Below are 22,005 nucleotides of genomic sequence, written 5' to 3'. Positions count from 1 at the left end.
TGGGGCCAAAATCGATATTTTTGTCCCGCGCCGTCCTTTTTCATCAGAAAAAAGCCGGAATAACCCGTGAAAACCCGTGTTCAATCTTGCGGATAAAACTTCCCGCGGCAAGGCGGGTTTCTTCCATGGATATCCGCGGCTATTGAACGCCGCCCCGTCAAAGAGGTATTATATTACATAATCACCCGGCATGGAGGATGGTATGAAGCAGTTTTCTTGTCTGACGGCGGCTATTTGTCTTTTCGCGGCCTTTACCGGGGCCGCGCGCGCGGAACAGGCTGCGCCCAAATCCAATCCTGAGGAAACCGCCGCCCGCGAATGGAAATTTCTCAACGAGCAGGCCGACAATCCCAGCCCGGAGCTTGCCGCCGCCCTGCTGGAAGACACGGATGCCTGGCTTTCCGCCAACGGCGGGCGCGAGCAGGCCGCCGCCGCGCTGATATTCAAGGCGGAGCAGCAAATCAAGCTGGAGCGGTACAAAGCCGCCGTGGCAACCCTGGCCCATCACGTGTACGAATTCCCGGAATCTTCCCTGAATTTCAAGGCCAAGGCGCTTTTCAACTCGCTGCTGGACAAGCGTGTGGACCGCAGGCTGCGCCAGCCGCTGCTGGACGCGCTGCGCGGCGTCAACCCGTCGGATTCCCAAACCGCGCGTCTGGCCAAGTTCCTGACAGATATGTCCGACATCGGCGGGGCGGAATTCTACGAGCCGCTGCTTGGCGAGTATGAGGATTTCATGGCCCGCAATCCGGGCTATCCGAAAATGGACGAGCTGCTGATGTCCCGCGCCGCGCTCAGGATACGGAAGGGCCTCTATCTCGGAGCGGTATACGACTACGAGCGCATTCTGGCCGTCTACCCGGAAAGCGCGCTGCTGGCCAAGGCCAAGCGGCTGGCGGGCGATGTTTATTACACCAGCCTCAAAAACAACGGCAGGGCGCTGGAATGCTACCAGTATGTGGTGGACCATTTCGCGACATCAGACGAGGCCGGCACGGCCTACAACCAGATGGCCAAAATATCGGAAGGCGACAAGCAGTACGAACTGGCCGTGGACGTCTACGAGAAAATAGCCCGCCTCTACGAGGGCAAGGACACCGCATCGGACGCGATGTTTGCCGAAGCGAATATCCTGTTTGAAAAGCTCAAGCGCCCGCAGGACGCCGTGAACGTGCTGGTGCGCGTGGCCGACAAGCTCAAGGGCCCCAAAGGTTTTGACGCGCTGATGCGCGCCGCCGCGATATCGCACAAGGACCTGCGCGACTACGACCAGGAAATCAAGCTGCGCGAGCGTATCGTGTCCGAATATCCCGACAATGCGGACACGCCGTCCGTGCTTTTTGACGCAGGCATGGTTTACGAAAAAAATCTGCTCAACCCCGACAAGGCGGTAGAGATATACCAGCAGGTGGCGGACCGCTATGCCGGCAACTCTGCGGCCAAGAGCGCGGGCAGCAGGCTGAAATCGCTTAGAAAGCCGTCCTGACCGGCAGCGGTTCAGCCTGAATGTTTCAGCCGGATTGCGGGTTTTGCAGCCAATTGCTGAAAATGGGCAAAAAAGTCCCCGCCGCGGCAGTCGCGGCGGGGACTTTTTTGCCCGGAAACCGCCGCCGGACGGCGGTTTCCGGGCAAGGCTATTTTGATTTTTGGGTTTTTCGGATGAGCAGGGCGGCTTTTGCGGATTTTTCGCCGCCGGAGGGGTCCGCGTTTGCGAAAACGCGCAGGTCGTCAAGCGCGCCGGCATTGTCGCCCAGTTCGTGCCGTATGCGGGCGCGCAGTTCGAATGCGGCGGCGTCGGCATGGCTGTCCGCCGCGGCGGCGTCTGCGAATTTCAGCGCGGCGGCAAACTGTCCGGCCCTGTAAAGCGTCCGGGCCGTGTTAAGGGCGTCCTGCGCGCCTGCCGGGCCGGAGAGTTCCAGCGATTTCAGGAAGTCGCGCGCCGCGCCGGCGGTGTCGCCGCGCATAAGCCGCGCGCGGGCGCGCAGGCCGCGCGTTTCAGCCGGGGCGGGCAAAATTTTCAGCGCGGCGGAATAGTTTTTCTCGGCGGCGAGGGGCAGACCGGCGGACATGTCCGCATCTCCCAGCAGGACCAGCGCGTCGGAGTATTTCGGGTGCAGCTTCAGCGCCAGGCGCGCGTCCGCGCGGGCGGCGGAGGCATCGCCTCCGGCCAGGCGCAGCCGCCCCAGTTCCGTGCGCATGAACGGGTCGTCCGGCTTCATGCCTACTACTATTTTCATCTCCTTTTCCGCTTCCGCATAGGACTGCATATGCGCCAGCGCCTGCGCCCGGATGTAGCGCGCGTCAACCGAAAGGGGGTCTTTTGCCAGCGCCGCGGAGGCGTCCTCCGCCTGGCGCGCCCAGTCGCCCAGAAAACGCCCGTATATGGCGCCGCGCCAGATATGGGCCTCCGTGTCCGGGTAGCCAAGCGCAATGGCGCGGCTCATGTCGGAGATGGCGGCGTCGTACTCGCCCGTTTTCAGCAGCGCCTGTCCCCTGAACATAAAGGCCAGCCCGTTTTTCGGATGCCCGGCTATAAATGCGGAATAGGCGCCCAGCGCGCCCGCGATGTCGCCGGCCTCGTAAAGCCGCTGCGCTGCTTTAAGCTGCATCTCCGCGCCAGGCGCGGGGGAAGGCCGGCGGTGGAAAAACCATGCCGCCGCCGCAATCGCCGCCGCAAGAAACGCAATGAAAAATCCCCGCATAAAGCTCATTAAAACAAATTCTGTTCAGGAATGTCGCGCGCCGGTAAAAAAGGCAGGGCTGCCTTGGTTTGGGGGGTAGGTGAGGGAGGCAGCCCTGGTAGAGTTAATATACATGAAAAGCCTTTCCTTGTCAATACTTTATATATGCCCCCGACGGGAAAAAGCCCCGGTTTTGGCTGCGCGGCCCGCGCTGGCGGACGGGTTGCGGCAGTTTCCGGCCCGTGTTCCGGGTTTGCCCCAATCCGCATTCCAAACAGGAATTTTTCTGGCCTTTACCGCGCAAAAAGAGGGATAGCGGCTGGCAGCCGCATAGGATTTCGGGTCATGTCTGCGTGATGAGGGGAGCGGGCGCGGCTCAAGCAATTGCTCCACGGCGAAACCGCAGCGGTGCAGGGTTTGCGCGATGTCTTCCATGGTGTGATGATAGCTGGCCATTTTCATTTCGCCCATGTTCCACATATAGCGGATGCGGCTGAAATACGGCCCGGTTATGCGCCCACGTTTGCAGTCCGTGATTTCGCCGAAAGGGTGGTGCATGGAAAAAACGAAAACCCCGCCCGGCCTGAGCAGCCTTGCCGCCTCGGTAAACAGCGGGCGCAAATCCCTGAAATAATGCGGCAGCAGCGCGGCGCACACGGTGTCAAAATCCCCGGAGGCAAGGCCCGTGCGGGCGGCGTCGGCAAGGACAAAGCGGGCGGAAGGGTTCCCGCGCCGGGCGATGGCCAGCATGGCGGCGGAATTGTCCACGCCGGTTACGGAGGCCGCCCCCCGGAAACGCCCGCACAGAATGCCGGTTCCGCAGCCCAGGTCCAGCACGCGGCGGCCCCGCGTCTCGCCGCGCAGGAGGGCGCGCACCGCGGGCCAGTCTACGAATTCGTTCCAGTAGCCGGAGGTTTTGCTTCTGCGTTTGCGGTGGTAAAACTCCGCATGCGCGTCATATTGCGCGCGGTTATGGCATTTCATCCCACTAATGATATAATTTACTTCATACTGAGCAAAGCCCGTTTCGGAGGGGAAAATGCAGTTTTCACTGCTGGAGCTTCTGCGCGCAGGCGGCATCATACTGATAGTGTTGGCGGCGGCGTCGGTTTATTCGCTGGCGGTCATATTTGAGCGGTGGAATTTCTTCAGAAAACAGGCCGGCGCGGCAAGCCGGCTGGCGAAGGAAGCCGTGCGCCACGTAAAAAACGGCGATTCGCGCCGCGCGCTGGACGGCTGCCGCCACGGCAAAACCATAGCCGGCGATGTGCTGGCAAAGGTGCTGGAATCCTCCGGCTCCGCCGAGGAGCGGCGCGCCTACGCCGCCGCCGCGATTTCGTACCAGGAGGAGGCGTTGCACAAGCGGCTTTCCTTTCTGGCCACGATAGGCAGCACCATGCCTTTCGTGGGGCTGCTGGGCACGGTGATAGGCGTTATCCGCGCGTTCAAGGACCTTGCCGGATATTCGGGCGCGGGGCCGTCCGTGGTGGCTGCTGGCATAGCGGAGGCGCTGGTCAACACCGCCGCCGGGCTTTTCGTGGCCATACCGGCCATACTGGCCTATAACTATTTCATCTCCCGCGCCAACAATTTCACACGCGAGATGGAATGGGCGTCCGAAGAGATAATCGCCGCCCAGTCCCGCCAGGCCGAAGCGGCGGAACTAAAATGAAAATCCACAACCCCGGCAAAGGCGTGATGGCCGATATCAACATGATACCGCTCATAGACGTCGCGCTGATACTGCTGATTATATTCATGGTGATGACGCCTTTCCTGGTCCAGTCGCAGATAACGGTGCAGCTGCCCAAATCGTCGCAGGGCGCGGCGGCGCAGGGGGATTCCATCATCCACATCCAGATAGCTCCGGGCGGCGCGGTTACGGTGGAGGGAAAGCGCGTCCCGCTGCGTTCGCTGGAGCGCGAGCTTATCCTGCGCCTTTCCAAATCCGCCAAGCGCACCGTTCTGGTGCAGGCGGACAAATCCGTGCCGGTGGAACAGCTTGTGCTGGTGCTGGATATTGCCAGAAAGCTGGGCGCGGGAAAACTGGGCATAGCGGTGGCAAACAGGCAGTGAAACAGTATCTGATTTTTTCCGGGACGTTTCATGTTGCGGCGGCTGCGGCGCTGCTGCTTGTTTTCAGGCCGGCGCTCAACCGCGCGGCGCAGCAGACGATATACGCCGTGGATTTTGTGGGCGCGCCCGCGCAGGAGGCCGCGCCCGTCCGGCCCGCGCAGCCGGCCCCGCCCGCCGCGCAGCAGACGGCGCAAAAATCCGCCCCGGCTTCGCGTGAGATAACGGACAGGCCCTACAAACTCTCTCCGCCCAGCGTGCTGGCCAAATACCGGCTGCCGCAGCCCAAAGCGGAGCCTGCCGCCGCGCCGGCCCCGGCGCCCGCGCGGCAGGATGCGGACGCGCAGCAGGATTCTTCCGGCGGAGTCAGCGCGGATTTCCCCAATTTCCCCTATCCCTGGTACATAACGCAGGTGCGCGCCGCCCTGTGGAACGAATGGTCCCTGCGAATGCCCAATGCCGGGGCAATCGGCGCGGTGGCGCAGTTCAGAATCAGCCGCGCGGGCCGGGTGGAGGGACTGTCCATAGAAAAATCCTCCGGCAACAAGCTGTTTGATTTCGCCGCGCTGGCCAGCGTGGAGCAGGCCGCGCCATTCCCGCCCCTGCCGGCGGATTACAGGCAGGACACGTTGACGGCTCACGTGGAGTTCAGGACAATGCAATGACTTGCTCCCGGATAAAATTCACCCGGAAATCGCGGAGAGCGGGACATTCCCGCGCAGCATTTTCCCTGCATGCCCTGCGGGTATGCCCGCCAAATTCCGCGCCGGACTGTCCGCGCCGGCGGACGCCCCTGTTCCCGCCGCCGGCTGCGATTTCCGGGCTTGTTTGGGAGCAGGCCTGATGCCGCCGCCCGCCAGAACAAAAACGGCGCCGGGCCCGGCGAAAGCCGCTTTTGAGCCGGAGGGGTTCATTTACGGGGTCCTGTTGTTCCTGTGCCCGCTGCTGTTTTTCACCGACCTGACGCGCAACCCTTATTACACCCAGATAACGTTGCTCAACATATTCGTCTGCGTCCTTGCCGCGGCGCATTTCATGCGGAAAAGCCCGGTCCGGGCCGCGCCGGATCTGCCCTGGCTGCTGTGGCTGGCGGCCTGTCTGGCAAGCTGGCTGCGCGCATACTTCGGCCATGCCGCGTTTTTCAGGCCTTCCATGCTCAACGAGGGGCTGCGCGTCGGGCTGTTTACCGCGGTAAATTGTTTTCTGGTGTATCAGCTGGCAAAATCGCTTAAAATTTCGGACAAGCCGTTTTCCCGGCCCATAGGCCTTGCCGCCGCGCTTGTCGGCTGGGGGGCGTTATGGGCTTTGTATCCAGATGTCCGCATCGCGCCGGAGCCGTATTCCACATTGCAGCGCATGTTTGACCCTTATGGCACGGCGTTGTGGCTGCTTGCTTTGGCGGTTGTCTGGTTTGCCGCCAGGGAGGCCAGTTTTGACGCGCTGCTTCAGGTGGCGCTGGCCGGCGGCGCGGTGGCCTCCGGCTACGGGATAATGCAGACATTCGGCATTGACTGGGTATGGCCCCGGATGTTAAGCCCCTACGGCTCCAGGGCGGTGTCCACTTTCGGCAATCCCAATTTTCTGTCGTCTTATCTGGTGATGCTGCTGCCTTTCGCGTGGATGTACTATATCCGCCAGGAGAATTTCTGGCGCAGGGCCTTCTACTGGATTGTTCTGCTGGCATACTGCGCTTCGCTGCTGGCGAGCATGACGCGCTCCTCCTGGATAGGCGCGATTGCGGCGATGGGCTTTGTTTTTTCGCTTAAGGCGGAGCGGCAACTGGCCCTGTCCCGGAAAAAACTGCTGATTGCCGCGGCGGTTCCGGTATTGGCGCTGGCGGCGTTCTGGCCCTCCGGCGGGATAAGCGATTATCACCCGACTCTCAAGCAGCGCGTGGAGGAGCTGGGCGGCATGAAATCCGCCCTGACGCATTTGCCGGGCCGGAACGACACGGTTTACGCGCCCTGGCATCAGCGGATGCTTATCTGGACCGGCTGCCTTGGGATGGGGCTTGAAAACCCGCTGCTGGGCAAGGGCTGGGGGCTGCTGGAGATGTTCTATCCGTTCTACCAGGGGCCGATACTGATATTCAACGAGGCGGCGCGCGTCCTGCGCACCCATGCCAATAACGCGCATAACGAGGTTGTTGAGGTGTTTTCGCAGACGGGCATTATCGGCGCGGGGCTGTATCTGCTGATATTTGCCGCGCTGTTTTTTTCATTCGCGCGCTATTACGGAACCGCGCCGCCCGACAGGGCCGCCGTGACGGCGGGCTGCGCCGCCGCCCTTGCCGGCATGCTGGCCGACAACATGCTTAACGTTTCCCTGCATTTCGCGGTGCCGGCTTTCATGTTCTGGTGGCTGGCTGGCGTTCTGGCGGGAGAGTGTTCGGGCCGGGCGGAGCGGCCCGCGCCGCGCCGCGGCTTTGCCGCGAAAGCGGCGCTGGCCGCGGCTGCCGCCGCCGTCATATTAATCTGGGGCGCGCAATGGCTTAGGGAGAAAAATTATTTCTGGGGCTTCAAGCTCTCGCGCACCGGCGGCGAAGGCGCGATGGAATATCTGGAAAAGGCGCATAAAATCCCGCTGCATGAGGTGAACGCGGAATACGAGCTGGGCAACGCGCTGGCGCTGGCGGGCAAATCCGAACAGGCGGTGGCCGCCTATAAAAGCGCGCTGGCCGCCAACAGCGGTTATGACGAGATTTTCTTCAACCTTTCCGCGGTGATGTTCAAGCGGCTGGGGGACCCCGTGGCGGCTTTTCCCTATGCGGCGGCCTCGGCATGGATAAATCCGCTGAATTCTCAGGCTTACAATCTGGTTTCGGAAATGGCGCTTGACGCGCGCACCGGCGGCGCGCTGGCCGCGCGCGCCGCCGCCGTCATGGAGGCCGCCGTGCCGGTTTACCGGCACAACGGCAACTACCTCAACACGCTGGCGTTTTTCTGCACCAGGATTGGCCGCCCCGATGATGCGCGGAAGTATTTCTCCATGGGGCTTGAGGAGGATCCGCTCAACGGAATGCTGGAAACCAATCTGCGCAGGCTGGACGCGGGCGGCAGGGCGGCCTCCGATACTGTGCTGGAAAAAGTAAACCGCGCCAAAGAGATTGAGCTTAAATTCTCCTCCGGCGACAAGTCCGACGCCGTGCTGGCGCAGGCGCGCGCGCTGGCGCTGAAATATCCCGACTGGCGCTATCCCGCGCTGCTGACGGCCCGGATATACGCCGCGCGCGGCGACGCCGCCGAGGCCCGCCGCCGCGTGGAGGCGGTTCTGGCCGCGTTCCCCTCCAGCCCCGCCGGCAAAACCGCGCTTGCCGGGCTTGAGCTTCAGTCGGGCAGGGTGGAATCCGCCAAAACGCTTTTGCGGCAGGCGCTGGAATTCAACCCCTCGGATTCGCGCGCGCGGCAGTTGCTGTCGCTTGCCGAACGGGCGGGGAAATGATAAGCGCCAAGCCGGCGGAATACCTGATAGACGGGCTTAATTACGTGCGCAGCCATCTGGACGCTGGCGGGCCCGGCGAGGACGACGCAGTCCGGGATTTTCTGGACTGGCTGGATTGCGCGCTGTCCGGCGGCGGGTTTGCGGGCAGCCGCTTCCGCGTGGTGCTGGACGGCGGCTGGCGGGACGCCGGGCCGGTCGCCCGCGGAAGCCTGAAAGTGGATTTTTCCGGACATGAAAGCGCGGACGATATTCTGGTGGAATGCGCGCTGTATCTGAAACACGAGGGGCAGCGCGCTTTTATAGTAACTTCCGACCGCGCATTGCAGGAGCGCGCCCGCCGCGAAAACCTGCTGGTGATGAACTGCGCCAAATTCGAGGCGATGTGCCGCAGCCGCATCCCGGAGAAATAACCGCCGCGGTTTCCGCTGCCAGCCGCGGGGAATGGGTCAGAATTCTATATTGGGGCGAATCAGAAACTGGGTCAGCGAGCCCTGGCTTCCCGTATCGGCCAGCGGGCCGGTGTATTTCTTGCCCGACGTCCACATCAGGCCCAGCCCCAGCGAAAAAGCGAATCTCTTGTTTTTAAGCGGGAATTTTTTGTCCACCAGCAGGAAATGGCGCAGCGGTTCCATATTGCGGCGGGAAAGGTCTATCACATACTCTATGCCGGTGTTGTTGATGAACGGGTTGCGGTCCCCCTTGAAATCGGTGCGGCTGCGCCGTATTCCGGCGTAAAGCGCGTCCTCTATATAGAGGTTGCCGTGATGCTTGTAGCCGGCGCGGAAGCTCCAGCGCAGGGCGCGCTCCTCCAGCAACTGCTCGCCCTTGAGCTTTAGCTCCGTCTCAATCCAGTCGTCCTGAATCATTATGTTCTGCTTGATGTGGAAATTGCCGGCGCTGGCCAGAAACCCGGCGTAGCCGTGCCGCTTGCCCAGCAACTCGTTTTTAACCGAGCCGAACTCCACAACATTGCCCAGAAAAACCGAGGCGGCCCACGGCTCCTCGAAACCGGCGGTTATGGATTCCAGCAGGTTGAAGTCCTTGTCCATATCCGCCTTCCGGTAAAAATCCGGCGCCTGCTTTCTGGCATATGTCCCCGCGCAGGGCAGCGGATTTACGCTTAGTTCCAGTATCAGCGTGCGGGGCGAGAATTTCTTCACCAGCTCGGAATAAATCTCCCATTCGCTTTTTTCGCCGACGTTTTCTATGGGCTTGCTGGTCAGCGCGCGGTACCAGCCTATGCTGGAGTAATAGGGGTCCGGCTCTATCTCGGTTTCAAAAAACTTCCCGCCGCCGTCGGCCCGGACGGGCGCGGCCAAAGCCAGCAGCAGAAGCAGGGCAGTGAAACGCATGTGGCTATTCTACCCATTTTTCGCGCTAGCTCGCAGTTGACATGCAAAAACAATGCCTGATAATCTTATCTTATGGGAAGATTTTCCGTTGTCCTGATTCTGTTTGCCTCGCTTTGTTGCGCGGCGAACGCGAAAACGCCGGCCATAGGCCTGCTCTACACCCCGGAGGAGGCCGCGCATCTGCCGCAAACCGACAAGTTGTCCGATTATACGAAGGCCATAACCGATAATGGCGGGGAAGCGGTTCCCCTGTCGCAACTGCTGGCGTCAACCGAGACCGCCGCCCGGCTTGAGCGCATGGACGGGCTGCTGATTCCCGGCGGGGATGATATCGCGCCGGACCTCTACGGCCAGCGGCTGAACCCGAAAACGGAAACCGTTGACAGGGCCTTTGACCTCTACGAGCTGGACGCCGTGAAAAAATCGTCGGCGCGCGGCATCCCCATGCTGGGGATATGCAAGGGGCATCAACTGCTTAATATCTGGGCGGGTGGCGGGCTGTATCAGGACATTCCGTCGCAGCTGCGGGGGGGCAAAAAAGTCGTCCACCGCATACGGGAGAACGGGAAAAGCAAACCTTGCTTTCATGAAATATCCGTCCGCAGGGACAGCCTTTTATACAGTCTGCTCAAAACCGCGCGCATACGGGTTAATTCCTATCATCATCAGGGGCTGGATAAAATCGGCGGCGGGTTTGCCGTCTCCGCCGTGTCCGGCGACGGGCTTGCGGAGGCGGTGGAGAAAGGCAATATCCTGTCGGTGCAGTTCCATCCCGAAAAGCTCAGGAAGACAGAGCCTGTTTTCAATTCCGTTTTCGTCTGGTTTATCTCGGCGGCGGGCGGGCGCGGCGGCAAATGAAAAAATACGCCGTCCCGCTGGTTTGCGCCGCCGTTTCGCTGTTTGTCTACGGCTGCGCTTATTCAAGCTCGCCCAACACCGCGCAAATAATCCCTTTCATCAAGAAGCTGATGAACCCTTCGCTGTATCCGGGGGATTTTTATATCGCCTCGCAAAGCGCGTTCCCGTCGCTGTATCCGCTGCTGATGGCCAGGCTGGCGGCGTTTTTCCCGCTTGAAAGCCTGCATTTCTGGCTTTATGCCGCGCTCAAAATCTGGTTCATGCGGCTTATATACCTGCTGGCCATGGAGATATCCGGGCGGGAGGATGCGGCTGTCCTGTCCTGCCTGCTGTGCGCGCTCAGCCCGATAACGAACGTGTTTTCCCTCATGGGAGAGGACCCGCTTATGAAGGCCGCCATGTTCCAGACCTCTTTTTCCGCTCCGCTGGCCGCGCTAAGCCTGATTTATTTCCTGCGGCGCGGCTATATGCGCGCCTTCGCGCTGGTATGGGCGGTTTACTTCATCAACGGGCTGACGGCCAATTTCCTGCTGGTCATGTATGCGGCGGCATTTGTTGCCGTTAAGGAAAACCGCCGGGCCATGCTGCGCGCCGGGGCGGGGTTTGCGGGGCTTATGGCGGTATGGGCTGTCTGGTATTTGCGGCTGAAAAACCCTTTCGGCCATGCGGGGCCGGAATTTGCCGCCATCCTGAAACTGTGGTATCCCGGACATTATTTCCCCTCGCAGTGGGAAATGTCCAAATGGCGCAATGTGGCGGTTTTTTTGCCGCTGCTGGCTTATCTGTATATCCGCGGCATGGGCGGCTGCCGCAGGGCTGCGGAGGCAAAGGCTTTTCTTTTCGCCTTCGCGGCGATGTGGGCGGCGGCGCTGTTTTTTTCGGAGATATTCCCCGTGCGGCAAATGCTGGTATTGCAGTTTTTCAGGAGCGATTCGCTGTTTGCGCCGCTGGCGATGGTGTTTGCCGCCGTGTTTATAGCCGACAGCGGCGGTTTGCGCGGCGCGGCATCATCCGCTCTTTTGTGCCTGGCGCTGCTTGAATTCTCAAACCCGCTGGCCGGACAAATCGCGGGCGCGGCGTTTCTGGCCTTGCGCGCGCTGCCTTGCGCGCCGCAACCCGCGCCGGACAGCCGCCTGAAATACGTCCTGCCGGCGGCGCTGGTGGCGGTGTTGTTTGTGCCTTTCATGCTGGAGCGCGTGCTGTACTTCGGCCTGGATTTCAAGGATGCCGGGGACCGCGCCTGGATAGAAACCCAGCTCTGGGCGAAACAAAACACCCCTCCGGAGACGGTGTTCCTGACGCCGCCGGATATGCGCGGCTGGCGGGTTTTTTCGGAACGCTCGCCGGTGACGGAGTGGCTGGACGGCGCGGCCATGCATTGGGCGCCGGGGGCGGAGCGAATTTGGTTTTCGCGGGAGCGCGACTCAAACTCCGGACAGGACCGCCGGCTGCTGTGCCGCAAATACGGGGCGCGTTACATAGTGGCGCATTCCCGGGAGAAAACGGCAGACTCCGGCGTTCCGCGCGCCGGCTGCGGGAAACTGGTTTATGAGAATTCCGGTTTTGCGGTGTGCGAAATATAGCGGGCGGGCCGGGCAATATCCTAGAATATCCGCATACAGGAGGTCTTATGACAACAGCGACAACCACGCCGATTCCGCTTTTCAACCTGAAACTCCAGCACCAGTCCATACAAAAGGAAATTAACGAGGCCGTCATCCGCTCGCTTGAATCCATGCAATGGGTTCTGGGGCCGGAAAACACCGCTTTTGAAAAAGAATTCGCCGAGGCTATGGGGGCGAAATACTGCGTAACCTGCTCTTCCGGCGCGGCGGCGCTGCAAATCGCGTTGGGCGCCTGCGGCGTCGGGCCGGGGGACGAGGTTATCACCACCCCGTTCACCTTTATCGCCACCACCTCGTCAATTGCCCTGACGGGCGCGAAATTTGTTTTCGCGGACATAGACCCCCACACCTGCAATCTGGACCCGGATAAAATAGAAGCCAAAATCACCGCCAGAACAAAGGCCATACTGCCCGTCCATATCTACGGCTATCCGGCGGAGATGGACAAGATAATGGCCATCGCCAAAAAACACAATCTGAAGGTGATAGAGGATTGCGCCCAGTCCCATCTCGCCGCGTATAAGGGGAAAATGACCGGCGCCATCGGCCATGCGGGGGCGTTCAGCTTCTATCCCAGCAAAAATCTGGGAGCCTGCGGCGATGCCGGAGCGGTAACCACAAACGATGAAAACGTGGTCAAAGCGGCCCAGAGCCTGCGCCATTGCGGCAGGGCGCTGGGCAAGGCCTACGAATACAGTCATGAAGGCTCCACCCTGCGCATGGACGACATGCAGGCCGCCATCCTGCGCATCAAGCTGCGCCATCTGAAAAAATGGACGGAAATGCGCCGCGCCGCCGCCGCGCTTTACAACGGGGGCCTCAGGGATGTTCCCCAGCTTTCGCTTCCGCCGGAAACAGCGGGCGGCTCCAGCCAGTCTTTCTATGTCTACACCGTCAGGGCGGTAAAGCGCGACGAGTTGGCCGCGCATCTCAAGGAAAAAGGCATAGGCACGGCGGTGTATTATCCGCTTGCGCTTTACCGCCAGCCGGTGTATGCTTCGCTGGGGCTCAAGCCCGGGGATTATCCGAATACGGAAAAAGCCTGCGATTCGGCGCTGTCGCTGCCGATGTTCCCCGAAATCACGGCGGAGCAGGTGGCCCGCGTCTGCGAAGAGATAAAGGCCTTTTACCGCAAATAGCCGCGGCGGAGCATGCGGCAGTCTGAACGGGTTGCGAGGGTGTTTCCATGAAGCCACCGCTTCCGGCGGACTCTTTTTTCCGCGCGCCGCGTCTTGGCGGCGCGCTCAAAAAAGAGTTTTACAATTCGCTGTCGCACATATTCCGCGGTCCGCTGATGGGCGCGTCGGGGTATGTGGATTACCTGTTCAAAGGCTATGCCGGCCCGCTGACAGGGGAGCAGCTCAAGCAGCTGGCGCGGGTGCGGGAATCCATCAACCGGCTTGCCGGCGTTACCGATGCTTTCCTGGACCTGGCGGCTTTTGACCTGGGGCTTATACAGCCGGCCCGGTGCAGCAGCGATATCCGCTCCATGCTGGAAGGCATGGCGGCGGACATGGCGCCGGACATCAGACACCGCGGTTTTTCCTGCCGTGAGGCCGGGGGCAGGCCGCTTCTTGCGGTTGACATTTCCATCCCTTCCCAGCCGCTTTATGTGAGCATGGATTTCCACTGGCTGCAAACCCTGTTGCGCGAGCTGGCGGCCAATGTGATGCTGCTGGCGGAGGATGCCTCCTCCATAACCATAAGCGCGCGTCCGCGCCGCTCCAAAACGGAGATAGTAATTTCCTGCTCCGCCTCGCGGCTTGAGGACGGGAATATCCGGCTTTTCCGGCCTTTTTACCGGCTGCCGGAGCGGATTTATCCTCAGGGCGGCAGGCGCGGCGGGCTGGGGATGAGCCTTGTCCGGCGCATCATAGGCCTGCATGGCGGCGCGGTTAAAACCGCGCGCTGCGGCAGGACGGGGTTTTCGGTAACCGTAACTCTTGCGCGCGCGCGGCAGCCGCAGCGCGGCGGATAGCAATTCCCCGGCGCTATCAGCTATAATTGAATAAGAGCTTATTCTGACATAAGCCGGAATTTATGCGCCCGTAGTGAAACGGATATCACGGAAGCCTCCGAAGCTTCAAGTACAGGTTCGATTCCTGTCGGGCGCACCAAATAAAAAAACTGCAGCAGCGGTTTTTTTATTGCGCACGAAGCAGGCCAACTGCTTGGCCTGCGTCAGGAATCGAAGGCCGGAGCGATGCCGAGGCAGCAGCCGAGGCCGCGAGGCGGGGTCGCGACCTGCGGGTCGCGGCGGCGTCCCGCAGAGTTGTGACCGATTCCTGTCGGGCGCACCAAATAAAAAAACTGCGGCAGCGGTTTTTTTATCAGACATGCTCCCGAGAGAGATTTTATGACCCTGGAAATTGCGGCTGGCAGCGATAACCGATGCGGCGGACGGCGGGGACAGCCCGGCGCGGAATTTGACGGGCATACCCGCGTGTGCAAAAACAATTCTGCACAGGAATGCCCCGCCGGCTGCCGCCGAACCCCGCTGTGCAGCTGCGGGAAACGGGCTTGTCCGGGAGGAAGTTTGTGAAGGCTCTTATCACGGGCGGGACCGGTTTCATAGGCAGGGCGCTTGCGGCGCGGCTGCTGGGCGAAGGCTGGCAGGCGCGCGTGGCGACGCGGCGCATTCCCCTGAATCCGCCGCAGGGAGTGGAGATTGCCGAGACGGATTACGGCAGCGTGGAATCGCTTGCAAAAGCGGTTGACGGCTGCGACGCGGTGTTCCATCTGGCGGCGGCGATATTCGCCTGTTCTTATGCGGAGTTTGAAAAGGCCAATGCCGCGGCCACCGCCAATCTTGTTGCCGCCTGCGCGAAAGCGCAAAAACCGCCGGAATGCTTTGTCTACGTCTCCAGCCTGGCGGCGGCGGGGCCCGGCGCGTCCGCCACCGTTGCCAGGACCGAAGCCGACCCGCCCGCCCCGGCCTCCGACTACGGGAAAACCAAGCTGGCGGGCGAGGCCGCGCTTGCAGCCCTGCCCTCCGCCGCGCGCCGGGTGATTTTGCGCCCGGCCATAGTTTACGGCAAAAACGATTCCGGCGTCTCCAAAATCGCGCGGTGGGTGCGGCGGGGCCTTATGATCAACATGTGCGCCGGGGAGACGATGTTCAGCTTCACATATATAGACGACCTCGTGGACGCCATAACGGAAGCGCAGAAAAACCCCGCGCTGAGCGGGAAGGCCTATTTCATCTGCGAGGACAGAACCTATCCATGGACGCATTTCATCTCCGCCATGGCCAAAGCTATGGGCGCGCGCCAGCCGTTCATGCTTACGCTTTCCCCCTCCGCCATGCGCGTGGCCGGAAAGATATACCAGACCGTCTCCCCGCTGATAGGCGCGGACCCGGTTTTCAACACCGACAAGGCGCGCGAGGCCTGCGCCGGACACTGGACCGCCTCTCCCCGCCGCTGGATGGAGGACGCGGGCCGCAAAAGCTGGACTCCGCTGGAAGAGGGCCTCAAAAAAACCTTCGTGTAATCCCCTCCGATTTTTGAAAAAAGCGGCTTATAATTTGTATCCTTGAACCTGGCGGATTGTCTGCGCGGGGCATAGCTCAATTGGCAGAGCGCTTGGTTTGGGACCAAGAGGTTCCCGGTTCAACCCCGGGTGCCCCGATTGCCGTTTCGCGCAGGGTTATCTTAATTATGGGCGGTGCGCTTATGAAACTCGCTCTTTTCCAGCTTATGTCCTGCAACGGGGCTTATGCGGGCGCGTTGTGGCAGCCCGTGTCCGGGCCGGCATACACGGTCGTGCATATGTCCCTGTCGGATTTCGCCGCGGCGAAAGTCTCCGGCGGGGAGGAGATTGACCCGGGGCGCGGCGTTTTCGCCGTGGCCGCAGGGCCGGAGCGGCATGGCGTGATGACGCTGGAATCCGCGCCGGTCATGGCGCTTTTTGATTTTGACAGGCTGATAATCTCCGCCGCCGCCGATTTGCCCGCCGGGGCGGAAATATCCTGCGAGCTCAGCGCGGCATTCTCCGAAAAAGGCGGGCTTGCATGGAGCGGCTGGTACCGGATGGGAATGTTCCGTCCGGGCGGCAAGTCCGAAAGCTTTCCGGCGCAGGAGGACGATTTTGGCAAGGTGGAGACCGACATTCTGGCCCTCAAAAAACCCGCCGCCGCCTTCCGCTACAGGATTATTCTGGACGGCCCCTCCGGCGAAACCGCGCTGCGGCTTATTGCGGTGAGCTATCTGGATTCAACGCGGACCCGCGCCGGAGCGGACGCGCTGTGCACCCTTGCCGGCGGCGACAAGGCGCCCTGGCGGCGCAGGCTGGGCGTGCCGCGCCGGTCGCAGGAGGTTGAGGATAAAAGCGTCCGCGGCGACATTTGCAGCCCCACCTCGCTTGCCATGCTGCTGGAATACCACGGCATCAGGAAAACCACCATGGACGTTGCCCGCGCCGTCTACGACAACGGCGCGAAAATATACGGCAACTGGCCTTTCAACACCGCCTACGCCGCCTCTCTGGGGTTTGACGGTTTTGCGGACCGCTTCTCCGGCATAGCGCAGGCCGAGCATGAAATAGCCAACGGCAGGCCGTTCATAGCCAGCATAACCTATGCGCAGGGCGAGTTGGACGGCGCCCCCGTCAAGGCGACAAAGGGGCATCTGGTGCTTGTGGAGGGTTTTGACGCGGACGGGAACTTCCTCGTCAACGACCCGGCGGGCAAAACCGCCGACATCGTCTGCCGCGTCTACGACCGCAAGCAGTTCGCGGGCATATGGCTGGGCAACAAAGGCGGGCTGGTGTACCGCGTCATCCCGCGGCTGCCCAGGGTGATGCGCGCCGGCGCGCCGCTGACCGATGTCTACGAGGAGCCGGAAATCCTGGACGAAAAGCGCGTTACCCAGCTGCTTATGGGCGAGCTTGTGCTGGTTACGGGCCGGCAGGGCCGCTGGGCGCATGTGCAGTGCCTTGAGCAGGCCTATTATGCCGACGAGAAGGCCCCGCCCGAGGACGCCATGTCCCTGCCGGAAAAATGGGTGGGCTACCCCGGCTGGGTGCTGGCCGACAGCCTGGTCTACGGCGATATTTACGCCGACGGGCTGGCGGTCGCCGTTCCAGCCGCAAAGGTGGAGGAGCGCGCCGCAAGCGGCCCTCTTCCGCTGGAGGTTTACATGGGAACGCGGCTGTGGCCGCTTTCCGAAAAGGACGGCTCCGCAGACACGGTGCTGCCTGGCGGCAGGCCGGCAAAGTTTGACATAAGCGTCGCCCGGCTGGACAAAACCGATTTGCGCGGCGAGATAATACGGCTCGCGCGCGAGTTTATAGGCACGCGCTACCTCTGGGGCGGGCGCACGATAAAGGGGATAGACTGTTCCGGCCTTTCCAGCACGGTGTTCAGGGCGGCGGGGATATACCTGCCGCGCGACGCGCAGGAGCAGTACCAGTCCGCCCGCAAGGTAACGCGGAAGGAATTGAAAAAGGGCGATCTGGTGTTCACCACCTCGCGCAAGGATTTGACGAAGGTCAACCATGTGATGATTTACGCCGGAGGAGAAACGTTGCTTGAATCCACACAGGAAGTCAGCATGATGCGCGAGGTGTCTTTCCGGGACAAGCTGGGACTGCCGCTGGAAAAGATTGAATACGGCGACATGGCCTCCGGCAGAAAGGTGTATTTCGGTTCCGTCATGGATTAAAACATGAAACGGACGCTGGGGTGGGTTTTTGTGGCGGCGCAGCTTGCCGCGCCCGCGGTTTGCGCGTATGCGGAAGCGGGCGGCGGCGTTTCGTCCGGGACGGTATATCTTGACCCGGCCAGATTCAACACGACCGACAGGGAGCGTCTGTCCGCCGCGCGGGACATTTTCGCCGCCGCGCGCGCGCTGGCGGCAGAGCGGGGCGCGAAACGGGCCGCGCTGGCCGGCGGCGCGGCGCTGCTTGCGCTGTTTCTGTTTGTGATTCCGCGCGCCGTGCGCCCGAATCTGGAAGGCGCGGGTCCGGCGGAAATAATCGGAAAACTGAGCCGCTTTTTCACCCACCTGTGGGGCGATGAGGAGCTTAAAAAGCTTGCCTGGGCCTGCGTCCGGCAGGATATTTTGTGCCGGAAACTGGCCCGCAGGCTCAACGAACACCAATTGCGCGAATTCCTTAATTTCCTCTATATAGAAGGCGCCTTCCGGCTATACGCGGAGACGCTTTTTCTGCGCCGCGATGTTTTCGGGGCCGCCGCCGAAGCCGCCCCGGCGCTGGTTTACGGCCAGGTTTCGTGGGCGCAGATAAAAAACCTGCCGCAAAAACCGCTGGCGCGCGCGCTGGCCCTGCTTAACTCCGGCGGAGACGCCATGGCCGCGTTCCAGGCCGCAAACGCGCTGGCGCGGCAGCTTGTCTGCTCGCAGGAAAAGGAAAAGGCCGTGGCGCTGCTGGAATCTATACCCGTGTCCCTGCTGCATAAGACCACCTGGGAAACGCTGCTGGAGATAAACGGCGCGCGCGCGCTGCCGCCGCATCATCTGGACGCGCTGCCGCGCCATATGCTGGCGCAGGTGGTTACCATGCTGGTTGACGAGGGAAATTCCCAGATGGCCAAAGCGCTCATGGACCGCAACCCGCGCGACAAGTGGAGCGACGCCGACTACCTGGCTTATTTCACCCTCCAGCTTGAAACGGACCCGACACTGGCCAATGAATTCTACCCCGTGTTCGCCCGCAACGTAGACATCAGGCGCGCCACCGAACTGCACTATCTTGCCGCCAAGCGCTGCGAGCAGAAGGGCCATGCCGACATAGCCGTAAACATTTACCGCAAATTCACGGCGGAGGGGATAAACTACAGGGACGCCGTCTCCCGCTACAACATGCTGCACCAAAATCTGTCGGTGGAAACGCGCAACTATACGATAATGATGACCGACATCAAAGGCTACACCTCCAGGACCGCTTCCGAAACTCCGGCTTTTATGATGGAGTACCTCAGGCGGCATAACGACATTGTCGCGCCGGTCATACGCCGGTTCAAGGGCAAAATCGTGAAATCCATAGGCGACGCTTTCCTGGCGGTTTTTGAAAGTTCCTCCAATGCCGTAGCCTGCGGCGTGGAGATACAGGAGTCTCTTGCAAAATACAATGCCGGCAAAAGAACGCGCGAGGCGATATACGTGCGCGTCGCGCTGAACGCGGGAGAGGTGTCCCTCGGCGCCGACGGCGACATATACGGCGACGCCGTCAACATAACCGCGCGGCTGGAAGGCGCCGCCCAGGCGGGCGAGGTCTGGCTGACCGAGGCGGTTACCACCGCCATGAGCGGCAGGGACGCCCGCTGCCTTCCGGTAGGCCCGCACGATTTCAAAGGCGCGGGCCGGGAGATAATGGTCTACAGGATAGCGCCGGGCGGGGGCGCGTCGTCCTGAATCTCATATGCTGACGCGCATCTTGCTTTGCGTTTGCCTGTGCTGCGCGCAGGCTGCCGCCGCCGTCCCCGCAGACGACGAGCCGCCGGAAAAACACACCGTCTGGGACAGGCTTATGATGGCCCAGTCCTACCGCAACATGACGCACGGCGTCTCGCTGCTGGACGCGGGCCGCTATTCCGAGGCGGCAAGCGAATTCGGGCGCGCGGTGGTGGAAAACCCCTCCCACCCCTGGCCGCATCTGCTGCTGGGCGCGGCGCTTTACTGGTCCGGGCAGGTGGACCAGGCGCTTACCGAATACTCCGCCGCGCTGAAGCTGGACCCCCAAAACTCCGACGGCTGGCAGCTTGCCGGCATCGCCTATGCCTGGAAGGGCGACGCCCCCGCCGCGCTGGACGCCTTCGGCTCCGCCGCGCGCTACGCGCCGCGGCGCTCCGACATACAGATGAATCTGGGCTCCATACACATGGGGATGGGGGATTACGACAAGGCGCTGCCCTACCTGCGCCGCGCCGCGGAGATGGAGCCGCGCAACCCGCTTTACTGGTTCCAGTTGGGGACGCTGCATTCCCGCGCCGGGCGCGACGACGAGGCCGCCTCCGCCTTCAAAAACGCGCTGGATTTTTACCCGGACTACCAGGACGCCGCCATGGAGCTTGCCGCCATCTATGAGCGCGGGGGCAACACAAAGGAGGCGCTGCCGCTTTACAAGCGGGCCGTCAAGCTCAAACCCGGAGATTCGGTGGCGCGGCTGCGTTACTGCCTGCTGCTGGACAAAACCGGACAGCGCGCCCTGGCGCAGGAGGTGATAGGCCGCGGCTTTGCGCTGATGCCAAACACCGGCGGCGGCATCGCGCTTTCAATAGCCTATTCGGGGCTGACGTCCAAATCGCGCTCCTCCGCAGGCGAGGGCGCGCAAAAACCGGCGGCGGAAACCTCCCCCGGCTCGCCGCTTGATTCGCTGCGGCGCAATATGGAGCGTGTCCCGCTGGACCAGCCGGTGCGCGTTTCGGTGGAAATGGTTTATATGCCGGAGCATAAGCCGGAAAAACCCGCGTTTTCCGACAGCGGCAGCATGGGCAGGGCCCTCGGCGCGGAGTTAAACAAGCCCGCCGCGCTGGCCGCCCGGCGCGACTTTTCGCTGCCGCCGGCCTCCGGCCCGGAGGAGCGGGCAAACCAGATAAAATCCATCACGGACGAGCTGGACAAGGCCGTTTCCGGCGTGCCGGCGGGCGCGCAGATGAGCATGGCCGTCAGCATGACCTCCGCCAAAACCGGCGGCGCGGGCGGCGGCCCCGCCCCGGAAGGCGCGCCGGAGGCGGACAATTCAAAGGCGGTTTACAACCCGCGCATGGTCGGCAACGATATGGGGCTGTGGGTGATGGGATCGGGCTGGCTGGAGCTGGTCAGCGAGGTGCGGCCCTCCCTCGCCTCGCTGCCGCAGAGCGAAACGGACCCCGCCAGATGGTCCGCCGCCGGGCTTGCGCACCTGATACTGGGCGAGGCGGGCCCCGCGCTGGAAAAATTCAGCCGCGCCGGGGAGCTGGGCGCAAAGGAGACCGCGCTTATGGGCTCCGCCGTGGCGTGGACCATAATGGGCAAAGAGGACGAGGCGGCAAAATGCCTCAAAGAGGCGCTGGACCTCAACCCCGGCAACCAGACGGCGCAGGAAAATCTGAAATGGCTCTCCACGCCCTCCAACGTGGCGAAAAACTGATGCGGCATATAGTTAAATACGGGCAGAATTTTCTGGACAACGCGGCGGTGGCGCGGGGCATTGTCTCGCTGGCGGACAATTTTCCGGGGCATTTTATCATTGAAATCGGCCCAGGCAGAGGCGCGCTCACCGGCATGATAGCCGCGCGCGGCGCGGCTTTTGCCGCAGTGGAGATAGACCCCGCCCTGGTCCTCCGGCTGCAATCCCGGCCCGACGTGGCACGGCTTTGCGATATCGCCGGCGCCGATTTCATGGAGGCGGACCTGTCCCGCTTCCCGCCGGGCGGAGGGCGCATTCTTTTCATCGGCAATCTGCCCTACTGCTGCGGCGCGGCAATAATGCGCCGGGCGCTTTCGCATCCGGCTTTCGGCGGGGCGGTGTTCATGCTGCAAAAAGAGGTGGCCGACAGGATAACCGCCAAACCCGGCGGCGCGGACTACGGGCTGCTTTCGCTGGCGGCGCAGACAAAAGCCCGCGTCCGCCAGGCCATGCGGGTTGGCCGGGGCAATTTCAAGCCGGTTCCGAAAGTGGATTCCGCGGTGCTGGAATTTTCAAGACTGGAAACCCCGTTTTTTGAAAACGAGACGCGGGAGGCGGCGTTTTTCAGGACGGCAAAAGCCGCTTTCGCCCACCGGCGCAAGACCGTGCTGAACTCACTGTCGCTTTGCCTGGGCGCGGGCAGGCGGGATATTGAAGCCGCGCTTGAAGCCGCCGGCATAGACCCGCGCGCCCGCGCGGAAACAATTTCCATGGAAAACTATCTCAAACTTTCCGGCTGCCTGGATAAAACCGCCGGTCCCGGCGCGGCCCGTGGATTGTGAACAGATTTGCCCCGGGATAAGATTTATGAAACAAAGCGGAAAACGGGATGTGTTCATGTTGCTA

Annotated in this window: 18 protein-coding genes and 2 tRNA genes; 17 read left to right on the top strand and 3 right to left on the bottom strand. The window is 61.9% G+C overall.

Features of this window, described 5'->3' with window-relative positions; all coding sequences use genetic code 11:
• Window positions 1-202: 202 nt before the first annotated feature.
• Window positions 203-1,486, top strand: coding sequence for a tetratricopeptide repeat protein (locus WC421_00855; protein MFA5160772.1), 1,284 nt, complete (start codon window positions 203-205; stop codon window positions 1,484-1,486).
• A 148-nt stretch (window positions 1,487-1,634) separates the two neighbouring features.
• Here WC421_00855 and WC421_00850 read toward each other — a convergent pair whose 3' ends face one another.
• Both WC421_00850 and WC421_00845 read right to left on the bottom strand, forming a co-directional pair.
• Window positions 1,635-2,711 (bottom strand): tetratricopeptide repeat protein, encoded by a 1,077-nt coding sequence (locus tag WC421_00850; protein MFA5160771.1) that lies wholly within the window; start codon window positions 2,709-2,711, stop codon window positions 1,635-1,637.
• Between the two features lie 129 nt (window positions 2,712-2,840).
• The gene (locus tag WC421_00845; GenBank protein ID MFA5160770.1) at window positions 2,841-3,665 is read right to left on the bottom strand and encodes a class I SAM-dependent methyltransferase; all 825 of its coding nucleotides are present in this window, start codon (window positions 3,663-3,665) and stop codon (window positions 2,841-2,843) included.
• A gap of 55 nt (window positions 3,666-3,720) precedes the next feature.
• On the opposite strand from WC421_00845, the gene WC421_00840 reads away from it, so the two are divergent.
• From WC421_00840 to WC421_00820, 5 genes are all read left to right on the top strand, one after another.
• Complete coding sequence (locus tag WC421_00840) at window positions 3,721-4,353, top strand: MotA/TolQ/ExbB proton channel family protein (GenBank protein MFA5160769.1); 633 nt, start codon at window positions 3,721-3,723, stop codon at window positions 4,351-4,353.
• The gene (locus tag WC421_00835; GenBank protein MFA5160768.1) at window positions 4,350-4,757 is read left to right on the top strand and encodes a biopolymer transporter ExbD; all 408 of its coding nucleotides are present in this window, start codon (window positions 4,350-4,352) and stop codon (window positions 4,755-4,757) included. The genes WC421_00840 and WC421_00835 overlap by 4 nt, the downstream gene beginning before the upstream one ends.
• Window positions 4,754-5,419, top strand: a complete 666-nt coding sequence (locus WC421_00830; GenBank protein ID MFA5160767.1) for an energy transducer TonB — start codon at window positions 4,754-4,756, stop codon at window positions 5,417-5,419. Before WC421_00835 ends, WC421_00830 begins: the two co-directional genes overlap by 4 nt.
• 82 nt (window positions 5,420-5,501) lie before the next feature.
• Window positions 5,502-8,195: a tetratricopeptide repeat protein gene (locus tag WC421_00825; protein ID MFA5160766.1), complete on the top strand. Its 2,694-nt coding sequence runs from the start codon at window positions 5,502-5,504 to the stop codon at window positions 8,193-8,195.
• Window positions 8,192-8,605, top strand: coding sequence for a hypothetical protein (locus WC421_00820; protein MFA5160765.1), 414 nt, complete (start codon window positions 8,192-8,194; stop codon window positions 8,603-8,605). Before WC421_00825 ends, WC421_00820 begins: the two co-directional genes overlap by 4 nt.
• Window positions 8,606-8,641: 36 nt before the next feature.
• Here the strand turns inward: WC421_00820 and WC421_00815 are convergent, their stop codons facing one another.
• Window positions 8,642-9,547 (bottom strand): hypothetical protein, encoded by a 906-nt coding sequence (locus tag WC421_00815; GenBank protein ID MFA5160764.1) that lies wholly within the window; start codon window positions 9,545-9,547, stop codon window positions 8,642-8,644.
• A gap of 72 nt (window positions 9,548-9,619) precedes the next feature.
• Between WC421_00815 and WC421_00810 the strand changes: the two genes are divergently transcribed.
• The 11 genes from WC421_00810 (at window position 9,620) to rsmA (ending at window position 21,941) form a co-directional block, all read left to right on the top strand.
• On the top strand, window positions 9,620-10,405 hold the full coding sequence (locus WC421_00810; protein ID MFA5160763.1) for a gamma-glutamyl-gamma-aminobutyrate hydrolase family protein: 786 nt from the start codon (window positions 9,620-9,622) through the stop codon (window positions 10,403-10,405).
• The gene (locus WC421_00805; protein ID MFA5160762.1) at window positions 10,402-11,988 is read left to right on the top strand and encodes a DUF6798 domain-containing protein; all 1,587 of its coding nucleotides are present in this window, start codon (window positions 10,402-10,404) and stop codon (window positions 11,986-11,988) included. Before WC421_00810 ends, WC421_00805 begins: the two co-directional genes overlap by 4 nt.
• 47 nt (window positions 11,989-12,035) lie before the next feature.
• A complete protein-coding gene (locus tag WC421_00800) occupies window positions 12,036-13,169 on the top strand; it encodes a DegT/DnrJ/EryC1/StrS family aminotransferase (protein MFA5160761.1) in 1,134 nt (377 codons plus the stop codon).
• A gap of 47 nt (window positions 13,170-13,216) precedes the next feature.
• Window positions 13,217-14,008 (top strand): HAMP domain-containing sensor histidine kinase, encoded by a 792-nt coding sequence (locus tag WC421_00795; protein MFA5160760.1) that lies wholly within the window; start codon window positions 13,217-13,219, stop codon window positions 14,006-14,008.
• Window positions 14,009-14,072: 64 nt separating this feature from the next.
• Window positions 14,073-14,147 (top strand) — tRNA-Arg (locus WC421_00790).
• 421 nt (window positions 14,148-14,568) lie between these two features.
• The gene (locus WC421_00785; protein MFA5160759.1) at window positions 14,569-15,522 is read left to right on the top strand and encodes an NAD-dependent epimerase/dehydratase family protein; all 954 of its coding nucleotides are present in this window, start codon (window positions 14,569-14,571) and stop codon (window positions 15,520-15,522) included.
• 65 nt (window positions 15,523-15,587) lie between these two features.
• Window positions 15,588-15,660, top strand: a tRNA-Pro gene (locus tag WC421_00780).
• Between the two features lie 44 nt (window positions 15,661-15,704).
• Complete coding sequence (locus WC421_00775; protein MFA5160758.1) at window positions 15,705-17,693, top strand: NlpC/P60 family protein; 1,989 nt, start codon at window positions 15,705-15,707, stop codon at window positions 17,691-17,693.
• 3 nt (window positions 17,694-17,696) lie between these two features.
• On the top strand, window positions 17,697-19,403 hold the full coding sequence (locus WC421_00770; GenBank protein MFA5160757.1) for an adenylate/guanylate cyclase domain-containing protein: 1,707 nt from the start codon (window positions 17,697-17,699) through the stop codon (window positions 19,401-19,403).
• Window positions 19,404-19,410: 7 nt separating this feature from the next.
• On the top strand, window positions 19,411-21,120 hold the full coding sequence (locus tag WC421_00765) for a tetratricopeptide repeat protein (protein ID MFA5160756.1): 1,710 nt from the start codon (window positions 19,411-19,413) through the stop codon (window positions 21,118-21,120).
• The gene (gene rsmA / locus WC421_00760) at window positions 21,120-21,941 is read left to right on the top strand and encodes a 16S rRNA (adenine(1518)-N(6)/adenine(1519)-N(6))-dimethyltransferase RsmA (GenBank protein ID MFA5160755.1); all 822 of its coding nucleotides are present in this window, start codon (window positions 21,120-21,122) and stop codon (window positions 21,939-21,941) included. The genes WC421_00765 and rsmA overlap by 1 nt, the downstream gene beginning before the upstream one ends.
• Window positions 21,942-22,005 lie beyond the last annotated feature (64 nt).

It is taken from the genome of Elusimicrobiales bacterium (genome assembly GCA_041651175.1).
GTDB lineage: Bacteria > Elusimicrobiota > Elusimicrobia > Elusimicrobiales > Elusimicrobiaceae > JAQTYB01.
Note: the sequence above shows the minus strand (reverse complement) of the source record. Positions and strands in the feature narration are given on the sequence as shown.

Coding starts and splice junctions, on each gene's coding strand:
- WC421_00855 (MFA5160772.1), top strand. CDS start 203: ATGAAGCAGTTTTCTTGTCTGACGGCGGCTATTTGTCTTTTCGCGGCC.
- WC421_00850 (MFA5160771.1), bottom strand. CDS start 2,711: ATGAGCTTTATGCGGGGATTTTTCATTGCGTTTCTTGCGGCGGCGATT.
- WC421_00845 (MFA5160770.1), bottom strand. CDS start 3,665: ATGAAATGCCATAACCGCGCGCAATATGACGCGCATGCGGAGTTTTAC.
- WC421_00840 (MFA5160769.1), top strand. CDS start 3,721: ATGCAGTTTTCACTGCTGGAGCTTCTGCGCGCAGGCGGCATCATACTG.
- WC421_00835 (MFA5160768.1), top strand. CDS start 4,350: ATGAAAATCCACAACCCCGGCAAAGGCGTGATGGCCGATATCAACATG.
- WC421_00825 (MFA5160766.1), top strand. CDS start 5,502: ATGCCCGCCAAATTCCGCGCCGGACTGTCCGCGCCGGCGGACGCCCCT.
- WC421_00820 (MFA5160765.1), top strand. CDS start 8,192: ATGATAAGCGCCAAGCCGGCGGAATACCTGATAGACGGGCTTAATTAC.
- WC421_00815 (MFA5160764.1), bottom strand. CDS start 9,547: ATGCGTTTCACTGCCCTGCTTCTGCTGCTGGCTTTGGCCGCGCCCGTC.
- WC421_00810 (MFA5160763.1), top strand. CDS start 9,620: ATGGGAAGATTTTCCGTTGTCCTGATTCTGTTTGCCTCGCTTTGTTGC.
- WC421_00805 (MFA5160762.1), top strand. CDS start 10,402: ATGAAAAAATACGCCGTCCCGCTGGTTTGCGCCGCCGTTTCGCTGTTT.
- WC421_00800 (MFA5160761.1), top strand. CDS start 12,036: ATGACAACAGCGACAACCACGCCGATTCCGCTTTTCAACCTGAAACTC.
- WC421_00795 (MFA5160760.1), top strand. CDS start 13,217: ATGAAGCCACCGCTTCCGGCGGACTCTTTTTTCCGCGCGCCGCGTCTT.
- WC421_00775 (MFA5160758.1), top strand. CDS start 15,705: ATGAAACTCGCTCTTTTCCAGCTTATGTCCTGCAACGGGGCTTATGCG.
- WC421_00770 (MFA5160757.1), top strand. CDS start 17,697: ATGAAACGGACGCTGGGGTGGGTTTTTGTGGCGGCGCAGCTTGCCGCG.
- WC421_00765 (MFA5160756.1), top strand. CDS start 19,411: ATGCTGACGCGCATCTTGCTTTGCGTTTGCCTGTGCTGCGCGCAGGCT.
- rsmA (MFA5160755.1), top strand. CDS start 21,120: ATGCGGCATATAGTTAAATACGGGCAGAATTTTCTGGACAACGCGGCG.